Origin of the sequence: Rhizomicrobium electricum (assembly GCF_011762045.1) — a bacterium.
GTDB classification, from domain to species: domain Bacteria; phylum Pseudomonadota; class Alphaproteobacteria; order Micropepsales; family Micropepsaceae; genus Rhizomicrobium; species Rhizomicrobium electricum.
On record NZ_JAASQS010000003.1, the window covers coordinates 17,183 to 28,332 of the forward strand.

8 protein-coding genes are annotated in these 11,150 nt (G+C 63.5%); 4 read left to right on the forward strand and 4 right to left on the reverse strand.

From position 1 onward, the window contains the following. The first annotated feature begins 143 nt into the window (after positions 1-143). On the forward strand, positions 144-599 hold the full coding sequence (locus tag FHS84_RS06025; protein WP_166931914.1) for a hypothetical protein: 456 nt from the start codon (positions 144-146) through the stop codon (positions 597-599). Between the two features lie 174 nt (positions 600-773). Here FHS84_RS06025 and FHS84_RS06030 read toward each other — a convergent pair whose 3' ends face one another. Then, on the reverse strand, positions 774-1,214 hold the full coding sequence (locus FHS84_RS06030; protein WP_166931917.1) for a hypothetical protein: 441 nt from the start codon (positions 1,212-1,214) through the stop codon (positions 774-776). A gap of 111 nt (positions 1,215-1,325) precedes the next feature. Further along, positions 1,326-1,922, reverse strand: coding sequence for a GFA family protein (locus tag FHS84_RS06035; protein WP_208393729.1), 597 nt, complete (start codon positions 1,920-1,922; stop codon positions 1,326-1,328). Between FHS84_RS06035 and FHS84_RS06040 the strand changes: the two genes are divergently transcribed. After that, the gene (locus FHS84_RS06040; protein WP_166931920.1) at positions 1,921-3,243 is read left to right on the forward strand and encodes an outer membrane protein assembly factor BamB family protein; all 1,323 of its coding nucleotides are present in this window, start codon (positions 1,921-1,923) and stop codon (positions 3,241-3,243) included. The genes FHS84_RS06035 and FHS84_RS06040 overlap by 2 nt on opposite strands. Positions 3,244-3,305: 62 nt before the next feature. Continuing rightward, on the forward strand, positions 3,306-4,463 hold the full coding sequence (locus tag FHS84_RS06045) for a YncE family protein (RefSeq protein ID WP_166931922.1): 1,158 nt from the start codon (positions 3,306-3,308) through the stop codon (positions 4,461-4,463). 54 nt (positions 4,464-4,517) lie between these two features. Here the strand turns inward: FHS84_RS06045 and FHS84_RS06050 are convergent, their stop codons facing one another. Together FHS84_RS06050 and gltB are read right to left on the reverse strand one after the other, a co-directional pair. After that, complete coding sequence (locus FHS84_RS06050) at positions 4,518-5,969, reverse strand: glutamate synthase subunit beta (RefSeq protein ID WP_166931925.1); 1,452 nt, start codon at positions 5,967-5,969, stop codon at positions 4,518-4,520. 3 nt (positions 5,970-5,972) lie between these two features. Further along, the gene (gene gltB, locus FHS84_RS06055; RefSeq protein WP_166931928.1) at positions 5,973-10,595 is read right to left on the reverse strand and encodes a glutamate synthase large subunit; all 4,623 of its coding nucleotides are present in this window, start codon (positions 10,593-10,595) and stop codon (positions 5,973-5,975) included. Between the two features lie 328 nt (positions 10,596-10,923). Between gltB and FHS84_RS06060 the strand changes: the two genes are divergently transcribed. Continuing rightward, a complete protein-coding gene (locus FHS84_RS06060; protein WP_166931931.1) occupies positions 10,924-11,106 on the forward strand; it encodes a CsbD family protein in 183 nt (60 codons plus the stop codon). Positions 11,107-11,150: the final 44 nt, after the last annotated feature.

Sequence of the window (11,150 nt, forward strand, 5' to 3'; positions counted from 1 at the left end):
AGACAGATGCAGGTGGCGGAGAGGCGCCCTCAGACCATCACCTCACACCCGACTTCGGGGGGCAGAGTCCGGAATGCGCCAATTCCGGGCGTTCCATACCGCTCGGAACCAACGCTATACTGGGTCGTGCGGGGGATATCTGCATGATCAAAAAATGGATGGCCGTGGCAGCGGTGTTTCTTGTTGTTTTCGGTCTCTGGGGTGCGTGGTGTTTTGTGCTGCTTGTGGCGCTTAAGCTTGCTATGGCTTTTTGGCACAGTTCATCACCACCTGAGCCGTTTCAGTATTTCCTCGGCACCTTCATCCCCGCGGTAGCGTACAGCGTGTCACTATTTGCATTCCGCAAGAAGCGCTATGCACCACTGCTCAAAATGATTTCGATACTGCTTAGCTTCCCAATTGGCGCGCTTCTCGTAATTTCGTCCCTTCGACTTGAACATCCTCCAGGCAATCCGGGCGTAGGTGTGGTTCTTGTTCCACTTGTCTTGGTCGGGTCTGCGACGCTCCTATATTGGGCGGGGTCTGCTGGCTTCAAGGTCGCGGGGAATTATCTGGTCCGGAAACGTCAGTGGAAATGGGGTCAGAGTGGATTTTCATAGGCGCATCGGCTCATCGGTCGTTGCGTGTCGCCTTTTGGCGCATTTCGGGCTCTCAGGAAGTATAGGGCCAGTGTAAAAACTGGTCGCGATGAGGGCGGGATTGAAGGCGGACGTCTCTAGCCCGGTATCAGTTTTAGCTCTGACCTCCAGCATTCCTGACCGCAGATCGTAATGTTAAACAAAAACGCCGAACGCAATCACGTTGCATTGGGCGTTCCATTTTTTGGCAATAACCTCGACATCACCGCCAGGCGGACCGGGATCGGGAGGAGCGAAAATGCCATTCAAGATCGCCACAAAACAAAAACGGCTTTTCTCGAGGCAACAGTTATAATTGCGCTTGACTACTGCGCAGTCTACTTCCGCTCTGAAGCTAACAGTTATCCGGCGTCCGCGACTGTCCGGCGGCGAAAGATACTGGAGGTACGGCAGGGAAAACCCATCGCTTTCGTAAACGCCGAGTTTGGCATTTTCGAAACCCGGCTCCTTCTTCAGAATATTGTACATGCAGTCTGCTGCCTTCTGAAGTTCAGGCGGCACAGGTTGGGTCGGCGTTGCCGATGCAACATTGGTGGCTAATAGAGCGCAGAACATAACCGCACATAGCCATTTCATTTCAGCCCCCCGCTCAGTAACAGCCAGACTGTACTACAGTTTGCCCATTTTTGCTCACTCACCAAAGGGATATGGACCGACCGCTTCTGGCGTAAATCAGCCCCTAGCACTTCAGCCGGTGATGCGCCGCGGCGCAAGAAGCGCGGCCAGGTCCTCGGGCGGGGCGGATTGCTCCCAGCGGGCGATGCCGTCCGGGATCGCGACGCCATCGAGCTTTCGCGACGTCCAGATATGGGCAACGATTTTCAGTTCGTCACTGCGGTCCAGCGTGCCCGCGCGCAGAACGGCGATGCCGGGGCGGGCGCTGTTGGTGTTGTAGATGCGGGTAAAACACACCGGACAAGCGCGCTGGCGCGACAGGCGCCCGCTCGGCGCGGTGAGTTCGAACAGCGCGGGCTCGCCGGAAACCTCGAGCGCCGTTTCGGGAACCAGCACCTGCAGGCTGAAGGCGCTCCCCGACCAGGTCTGGCAGTCGCGGCAATGGCAGGCATAGGCGTTCGGCAGGCCCTCGACACGGACCCGGTAGCGCACGCGCCCGCAGCGACATCCGCCTTCGATGAATTCGTTCGCATCCGTCATGCCTCGCAGTGTGGCCGGAAGGGGTTTCCGGCGCAACCGGCCCGGCAGTGCGCGCCTCACCACACCGTTATTTGACCCTTCGTCAATGCGGGCCTTTATTGACGGCCTAATTTCACGGGGATGGGTCATGCGGCTGGTTCTTGCGCTTGCGACGTGCGTTGGATTTTCTCTGGCGGCGGGCGCTGCCGATGCGCCGATGTTCCGCGGCGATGCCCAGCATACCGGTGCCTATGCCGGACAAGGCACGACCGTCTTCGGCGGCGTGAAATGGAGCTTCCACGCCAAAGGCGCGTTCGTCTCCTCGCCCGCCGTGGTTGGAGATACCGTGTTCGCCGGGAATACGGACAATTTCCTTTATGCCGTGAACCGCGACAGCGGCGCGCTGAAATGGAAATTCGAAACCAAAGGCCGCGTGGTGTCGTCGCCGGCGGTCGCAGGCGGGATGGTTTATTTCGGCTCCTATGACGGCAATTTCTACGCCGTGGACACAGCGAGCGGCGCGCTGAAATGGAAATTCGCCACCGCAGGCGAACGCCGCTTTGCCGCCAAACACCTGCACGGCGCCGAACCCGCGGCGGAGACGATGCCGGACCCGTGGGATTGCTATCTCTCCTCGCCGACCGTCTCGAACGGAAAAGTGATTTTCGGCAGCGGCGACGGCAATATCTACGCGCTCGATGCGGCAAGCGGGGCCAAAGTGTGGGCGTTCAAGACCGGCAACGTGGTGCACGCCTCGCCCGCGGTCGCGAACGGGACCGTCTATATCGGAAGCTGGGACACGTTCTTCTATGCGCTCGATGCAGCCACCGGCGCGGAGAAATGGCGCTTCAAGACCGGCGACGACGAGAAGATCCATAACCAGACCGGCATCCAGTCCTCGGCGGCGGTGGCCGGCGACATGGTGTTCTTCGGCGCGCGCGATGCGCATCTCTATGCCTTGAACGCCAAGACCGGCGCCAAGGCGTGGGACTTCTCGACCAAAGGCTCGTGGGTGATCGCCTCGCCGGCGGTGCGCGGCGGTCATGTCTATGTCGGCACCTCCGACACCGGGCTGCTGTTCGATTTCGACGCCAAGACCGGCAAGCTGAACGCGACGGTGGATTTGAAAGGCTGGCCGCTGTTCTCCTCGCCGGCGCTGTCCGGCGGCATGCTCTATGCCGGTTCGATGAAAGGCGTGCTGCACGCGGTCGACCTCAAGACCCATACGCAGGCCTGGGCCTTCGTGACGGAAGCCTCGAAAGCCGCCGCCGCGGTCGCCAAGCCCGACGGCTCGGCGGATTGGGAGAAGATCTTCGACAGCGGATTTTACGACGACAGCATCGGCGGCTATCTGAAGCTGCTGAGCTATGGCGCGATCCTCGCCTCGCCCGCGGTGGCGGACGGGATCGTCTATGTCGGCGCGACGGATGGAAATCTGTACGCCCTCGCCGTCAAGCCCGCCGGACGATAATCCGCTTCACACGCCCCCCGCCGGCGCCGTAGGCTCGCGCCGAGTTTTCACCGGGGGATGCGATGCGCGGTGTGGTGTTCGGATTTGTGGCCGCCGTGGCGCTGGCATCGGCCGCATCGGCGGCGTGCAGCAACCAAGGTCCGGCCGTGCAGGACGTCGCCGTTCCGGGCGCGCCGTTCGCCAGCGTCCCATCGGCCGACGGCTGCACCATTTACGTCTCGCTGCGGACCGAGGACGGCCGAGGCGCAATCGCCATCGTCAGCCGGACGGGCGACAAGCCCGTTCTCACCGGCACGGTTTCAACTCCGGCGCCGCTGTGGGGCCTCACCCTGACACGCGACGGTGCGCTGCTGATCGCGGCGGACGGAAAAGGCGCGACCTTCGTCGACACGCGCGCCGCAACGGTGCAAGGCGCCATCGCCGACGGCGGCAAAGACACCATCTACACGGCAGTGACGCCCGACGAGACGCAGCTGTTCGTCAGCGACGAGCACTCGCGCGGGATCGGCGTTATCGACCTCGCCAAAGCGCGCAGCGGTGGATTTTCCCGCGATGCCGCCGCAAGCACCATTCCGGTATGGCTGGCGCCGGTCGGCTTGGCGGTGTCGCCCGATGGCAAAGCATTGTTCGCAACCGTCCAGATCGTCACCCAGCCGGACCTGCCCCGAACCTGTTCCGACGAACAAGGCCGCGGCGGCGAACACCACGAAGGCGCACTGCTGGTGATCGATACGCAGCGGGCCAAAAGCGATCCCACCCACGCAGTGGTGGCGTTCGCCTATGCCGGCTGCAATCCGGTGCGGGTCGCGCTGTCGCCCAAAGCCGACCGCGCTTATGTGACGGCGCGCGGCAGCAATGCGCTTCTGATATTCGACACCGCCAAGCTGGTGACGCAGTCCAAAACCGCCCTGATCGCATCGGTGCCGGTCGGCAAGTCGCCGGTCGGCGTGGCGGTGACGCCCGACGGCAAGACCGTCGTGGTGAGCAATTCCGACCGCTTCGCCGACGACGGCGCGCACAAGTCGGTGACCTTCGTCGATGCGGCCAAGGCGGAAACCGGCGCGGCGGCATTGCTCGGCAGTGTCGACGTCGGTGCCTTCCCGCGCGAACTGAGCATCACGGCGGACGGCGGCACCCTGATCGTCGCCAACGCGCGCTCGGCCTCGATCACCCTGATCGATCTGAAAACGGTGACGCTGAAGCCGGCGACGCAGCCGTAAACAAAATGGCCGGGGCGAACCCCGGCCATAAGTCGCTGCGAACACCGTCGGCTGCTATCGTGGCAGCGTCGACGATCCCATCAAGAACTCGTCCACGGCCCGCGCGGCCTGCCGGCCTTCGCGGATCGCCCACACCACCAGCGACTGGCCGCGGCGCATGTCGCCGCACGCAAAGATGCGGGGGAGCGAGGTCTTGTAATCTTTTTCGGTGGCCTTGACGTTGCCGCGGGCATCGAGTTCGACGCCCGCCTGCTCCAGCATGCCGGCCTGACGCGGGCCGGTGAAGCCCATCGCCAGAAGCACAAGATCGGCGGGAAGCGTGAACTCGCTGCCCGGCACCGTCTTCGGCGAGCGGCGGCCCTGGCCGTCGGTCTGCCATTCGACGCGCACGCACTCGATGCCTTTGACCTTGCCGTTCTCGCCGACCAGACGGCGGGCCATCGACGCCCACTCGGTGGTGCAGCCTTCTTCCTGCGACGACGACACGCGCAGCTTGATCGGCCAATCGGGCCACGTCGTGCCCTTGTTTTCCTTCACCGGCGGTTGCGGCAGGATTTCGATCTGGGTCACCGAAGCGGCGCCCTGGCGGTTGGAGGTGCCGACGCAGTCCGAACCGGTGTCGCCGCCGCCGATGACGATGACGTGCTTGCCCTTGGCGCCGATGGTGCCTTGCGGCGCGGCGCGGGATTCGTCGTCGCCCGCGTTGCGCTTGTTCTGCTGCATCAGGAATTCCATGGCGAAATGCACGCCCGCCAGTTCCCGCCCCTCGATCGGCAGATCGCGCGGCGCTTCGGCACCGCCCGCCATCACCACGGCGTGGAAATTCTCCAAGAGCGCCGAGACCGGCAAGGTGATGCCGACTTCGACATTGGTGCGGAACTCGACGCCTTCGGCCTGCATCTGCTTCAGGCGGCGGTCGATGCGCTGCTTGCCGAGCTTGAAGTCGGGAATGCCGTAGCGCAGCAATCCGCCGATGCGGTCGTTCTTCTCGAACACCGTCACGGCATGGCCGGCACGCGCGAGCTGCTGCGCCGCCGCCAGACCCGCCGGGCCGGAACCGACCACGGCGACACGCTTGCCGGTTTTCTCGACCGGAACCACCGGCACGATCCAGCCTTCTTCCCAGCCGCGCTCGACCGTCTCGCATTCGATGGTCTTGATGGTGACCGGCGTATCCTGGATGTTGAGCGTGCACGCCGCTTCGCACGGCGCCGGACAAACGCGGCCGGTGAATTCGGGGAAGTTGTTGGTCGAATGCAGGACCGTCAACGCGTTGCGCCAATCGTCGTGATAAACGAGATTGTTCCAGTCCGGGATCAGGTTATTGACCGGACAGCCGTTGTGGCAGAACGGAATGCCGCAATCCATGCAGCGCGAGGCCTGCGTCGACGTCTCCGCCGGCTTGAACGGCTTGACGAACTCATGCCAGTGCTTGAGCCGCTCCTCCGGCTTTTCGTAGGAGCGGTCCTTGCGGTCGACTTCGAGGAATCCGGTGACCTTGCCCATGGTTCACTCCGCCGCCTGGCTTTGCGCCTGAAGCTCGGTGAGAGCCCGGCGGTATTCGCGCGGCATGATCTTGACGAAACGCTTGACGGCATCATCCCAGTGATCGAGCAGCCATTTGGCGCGCTCCGACTGGGTATAGAGAAGGTGGCGCTGCACCAGGATGCGCAGCCGCTCGGCATCGAAGCGAAGCGGATCGCCCATCCCGGCATCGGCGACGCTGACCGATTTCTGGCGCGGCATGGCCTCGTCGGCCGAACCCGCCGCGACCGGACCGATCTTCTCGATATCGACCATATCGCGGTTGGCGAGTTTCTCGAACGTGCCGTCCGCATCGTAGACGTAGGCGATGCCGCCCGACATGCCGGCGGCGAAATTGCGCCCCGTCTTGCCGAGCACGGCGACGACGCCGCCGGTCATGTATTCGCAGCCGTGATCGCCGGTACCTTCCACCACCGCCACCGCGCCGGAATTGCGCACCGCGAAGCGCTCGCCCGCGACGCCTTCGATATAGGCCTCGCCCGCGATGGCGCCGTAGAGCACGGTGTTGCCGACGATGATGTTCTCGGTCGGATCGCGGCCGGTCCCCTTGGGCTGGCGCACGACGATGCGGCCGCCCGACAGGCCCTTGCCGACATAGTCGTTGGCATCGCCGACGAGTTCGAGGGTGACGCCGCGCGACAGGAACGCACCGAACGACAGGCCGGCGGTGCCGGTGTAGGCGATCTGGATGGTTTCGTCCGGCAAGCCCTCGTGGCCGTAGACCTTGGCGATCTCGCCCGACAGCATGGCGCCGACGGTACGATCGACGTTGCGGATGGTGCGGACGAGCTTGACCGGCTTCTTCTTGGCGATCGCATCCTTGCAGGCGACGATCAGTTCGTGGTCGAGCGCGGTTTCCAGCTTGTGGTTCTGCTGTTCGCAATTGAAGACCGCGACGCCCGGCTTCGGCTTGGGCTGATAGAGGATCTTCGAAAGGTCGATGCCCTGCGTCTTCCAGTGGCGCACGGCGTCGGACATATCGAGGCGGTCGGCACGGCCGATCATCTCTTCGACGGTCTTGAAGCCGAGCTGCGCCATGATGGAGCGCAATTCCTCGGCGACGAAGAAGAAGTAGTTGATGATGTGCTCCGGCGTGCCGGCGAAGCGGGCGCGCAGGACCGGGTTCTGGGTCGCGATGCCGACCGGACAGGTGTTGAGATGGCACTTGCGCATCATCAAGCAACCCGCAGCGATCAGCGGCGCAGTGGCGAACCCGAATTCGTCGGCACCAAGCAGCGCGGCGATGGCGACGTCACGGCCGGTCCGCAGACCACCGTCGACCTGCACCGCGATGCGGCCGCGAAGACCATTGAGCACGAGGGTCTGCTGGGTTTCGGCAAGGCCGATTTCCCAGGGCGAACCGGCGTGCGTGGTCGACGTCAGCGGCGAAGCGCCGGTGCCGCCGTCGTAACCGGAAATGGTGACGTGATCGGCGCGACACTTGGCAACGCCGGCCGCGACGGTACCGACGCCCACTTCCGACACCAGCTTCACGGAGATGCGCGCCTGCTGGTTCACCGACTTCAGGTCGCGAATGAGCTGGGCGAGGTCTTCGATCGAATAGATGTCGTGATGCGGCGGCGGCGAAATCAGGCCGACGCCCGGAGTCGAATGGCGCACCTTGGCGATGGCCTTGTCGACCTTCTTGCCCGGCAACTGGCCGCCCTCGCCCGGCTTGGCGCCCTGGGCCATCTTGATCTGGATGTCGTCGGCGTTGACGAGGTATTCGGTGGTGACGCCGAAACGGCCCGACGCGACCTGCTTGATGCGCGAGCGCGTGCTGTCGCCGTCCGGAAGCGGCTTGAAGCGCTCGGCCTCTTCACCGCCCTCGCCGGTGTTGGAACGCGCGCCGATGCGGTTCATCGCCTTGGCGAGCGTGGTATGGGCTTCGCGGCTGATCGAACCGAAGCTCATCGCGCCGGTGGCGAAGCGCTTGACGATCTCGGACGCCGGTTCGACGTCGGCGATCGGCAGCGGATGCTCGCCCGGCTTGAACTTCATCAGGCCGCGCAGCGCCAGCAGCCGTTCCGACTGTTCGTTGATGGCGGCGGCGAACGACTGATAATCGTCCCAATTGTTGCCGCGCACGGCGTGCTGCAGCTTGGAAATCGTTTGCGGCGTCCAGGCGTGATCCTCGCCGCGCAGGCGGAAGGCGTACTTGCCGCCGACGTCGAGCTGTTCGCGGTAGATCGGATTGTCGCCATAGGCGCCGCTGTGGCGCTCGACGCATTCCTCGGCGATATCGAGCAGGCCGACACCTTCGACGCGGCTGGCGGTGCCGGTGAAATACTTCTCGACGAATGCCGAATTAAGGCCGATGGCGTCGAAAATCTGGGCGCCGCAATAGGACTGATAGGTCGAGATGCCCATCTTGGACATCACCTTCAGGATGCCCTTGCCGATCGCCTTGACGTAATGCTTGCGCACTTCATCGGCATCGAGCTTGAGCCCGGCATCGACGCGGATCTGTTCGAGAGTCTCGAACGCCATATAGGGATTGATCGCCTCGGCGCCGTAACCCGCCAGAACGCAGAAGTGATGCACTTCGCGCGCTTCGCCGGTTTCGACCACGAGGCCGGTCTGCATGCGCAGGCCCTGACGGATCAGATGATGATGCACCGCCGCGGTGGCGAGCGCCGCCGGGATCGGAATGCGATCGGCGGCAACCGCGCGATCCGACAGGATCAGAATGTTGTAGTCGGCCAGCACCGCATCGGTCGCTTCCATGCAGATGCGCATGAGGGCGGTCTCAAGGCCCTTGGCGCCTTCCGACGCGGCCCAGGTGCAGTCGATGGTGGTGGTGCGGAACGCGGCGTCGGCCAGTTCCTCGATGGCGCGGATCTTTTCGAGATCGCCGTTCGACAGCACCGGCTGATGCACTTCCAAGCGCTTGTGCGAACCGGCGGCGTGGCCGAGCAGGTTCGGGCGCGGACCGATCATCGACACCAGGCTCATGACGAGTTGTTCGCGGATCGGATCGATCGGCGGGTTGGTGACCTGCGCGAAGTTCTGCTTGAAATAATCGTAGAGCAGACGCGGCTTCTTCGACAGCACGGCAAGCGGCGTATCGCAGCCCATCGAGCCGATCGGGTCTTCGCCGTTCGCGGCCATCGGTTCGAGGAAGAATTTGAGGTCTTCCTGCGAATAACCGAACGCCTGCTGGCGGTCCAAAAGCTCGGACGGCGTGAAATTGCGCACGCCCGAATCCGGCACGTCGGGCAACTCTTCGAGATGATACTGCGCCGCCTTCAGCCATTCGTCGTAGGGCTTCTGCGAAGCAAGCTGATGCTTGATCTCGCTGTCCTTGATGATGCGGCCTTGTTCGAGGTCGATCAGCAGCATCTTGCCGGGCTGCAAACGCCACTTGCGCTTGATCTTCTCTTCCGGGATCGGCAGCACGCCGGCTTCCGACGCCAAAATGACGAGATCGTCGCTGGTCTCGATATAGCGCGCCGGACGCAAGCCGTTACGGTCGAGCGTGGCGCCGATCTGGACGCCGTCGGTGAAGGCGATGGCGGCGGGGCCGTCCCACGGTTCGAGCAGCGCAGCGTGGTATTCGTAGAAGGCGCGGCGTTCCTGATCCATCAGCTTGTTGCCGGCCCAGGCTTCCGGGATCAGCATCATGACGGCCTGCGCCAGCGGATAGCCGGCGGCGAGCAGCAGTTCGAGCGCGTTGTCGAGGCTGGCGGTATCGGACTGGCCGTGCGGGATCAGCGGCCACATCTTGTCGAGGTCGGCGCCGAGAAGATCGCTCTCCATGGTGCGGCGGCGCGCGTTCATCCAGTTGACGTTGCCGCGCAGCGTGTTGATCTCGCCGTTGTGGGCGATGAAGCGGAACGGATGCGCCAGCTTCCACGACGGGAAGGTGTTGGTCGAGAAACGCTGATGCACCATCGCCAGAGCGGACGTGGTCAGCGGGTTCTGCAGGTCGAGATAGAACTTCTCGACATCGCCGGCGAGCAGCAGACCCTTGTACACGACGGTACGGGTCGAGAAGCTCGGCATATAGTAGTGCGTGATTGCCGGGTTCTTGTACTTCTTGGCAAGCTGTTCCAGCGGATTCTGGGTCTGCTTGCGCACGGCCAGAAGCTTGCGCATGAACGCGGCTTCGTCGCGGATATTGGGCCCCCAGCCGATCACCGCCTGCTTGATGACAGGCATCGAGTCCAGAACGGTCTCGCCCAGCATCGAAGGATCGACCGGCACGTCGCGCCAGCCGAGCAGCACCTGCCCTTCCTTCTTCAGGAAGGTCTCGAACACGCCGACGATGGTCTCGCGCGCCGCTTCGTCTTTCGGCAGGAAGCACATCGCCACGGCATAGTGGCCCGGCGCCGGAAGCGTCACGCCCGCGTTGGCCGCCCAGTCGCGCAACAGCGCATCGGGAATCTGCAACATGATGCCGGCGCCATCACCGACCAGCGGGTCCGCGCCCACCGCTCCGCGATGGTCGAGCGCAAGCAGGATCTGCAAACCCTGTTTGACGATGTCGTGCGACTTCGCGCCTTTGATGTTGGCGATGAAACCCACGCCGCAAGCGTCATGCTCGTTTTGCGGGTCGTAGAGGCCTTGTTGCGGCGGCAGCGACATGAGCCCTGTCCATTCGGAGTTGAGCCGGAAAATCCCAGACTCGTGGTTGATCGCGCTTCCGACGGAAACCCAGTCCACAAGCGCTGGAAACGCACTCTGCTTCTGCATACTTAAGGGTCCCTGTGCAATTGGGAAATGGCGCAGAAGTGACGCACTTTGGAATTAAATTGTCGCGGTAAACTGCGGACGGCAATCGAATGACCAATTCCGGCCGTTTTGTGGCACGAATTTGAGCAGCCCTGCGCGATGTCTCCCCGACCCCGACCGGGAACCCGGAACTCCCCCCAGCCTCGGCGGTTATCACGAGGCAAAAACAAAGGAACGGACCATGGATCACGATCGGATCAAAGGCGCCGCCAACCAGGCCAAGGGCCAAATGAAGGACACCGCCGGCAAGCTGACCGGCGACGCCAAGCTTCAAGCCGAAGGCAAGGCCGACAAGATGAAAGGCAAAATCCAGAATGCCGTCGGCGGCGCCAAGGATGCCATCCGGCAGAACAAGGACGATTGACGTCCCTGCCTGCCCCGCAGTCGGGAGCGGCCGCCGGTTTGGCG

Excerpts from the sequence above, each read along its gene's own strand:
- FHS84_RS06060 (WP_166931931.1), top strand. The coding sequence starts at position 10,924 with ATGGATCACGATCGGATCAAAGGCGCCGCCAACCAGGCCAAGGGCCAA.
- FHS84_RS06025 (WP_166931914.1), top strand. The coding sequence starts at position 144 with ATGATCAAAAAATGGATGGCCGTGGCAGCGGTGTTTCTTGTTGTTTTC.
- FHS84_RS06045 (WP_166931922.1), top strand. The coding sequence starts at position 3,306 with ATGCGCGGTGTGGTGTTCGGATTTGTGGCCGCCGTGGCGCTGGCATCG.
- FHS84_RS06040 (WP_166931920.1), top strand. The coding sequence starts at position 1,921 with ATGCGGCTGGTTCTTGCGCTTGCGACGTGCGTTGGATTTTCTCTGGCG.
- gltB (WP_166931928.1), bottom strand. The coding sequence starts at position 10,595 with ATGTCGCTGCCGCCGCAACAAGGCCTCTACGACCCGCAAAACGAGCAT.
- FHS84_RS06035 (WP_208393729.1), bottom strand. The coding sequence starts at position 1,922 with ATGACCCATCCCCGTGAAATTAGGCCGTCAATAAAGGCCCGCATTGAC.
- FHS84_RS06050 (WP_166931925.1), bottom strand. The coding sequence starts at position 5,969 with ATGGGCAAGGTCACCGGATTCCTCGAAGTCGACCGCAAGGACCGCTCC.
- FHS84_RS06030 (WP_166931917.1), bottom strand. The coding sequence starts at position 1,214 with ATGAAATGGCTATGTGCGGTTATGTTCTGCGCTCTATTAGCCACCAAT.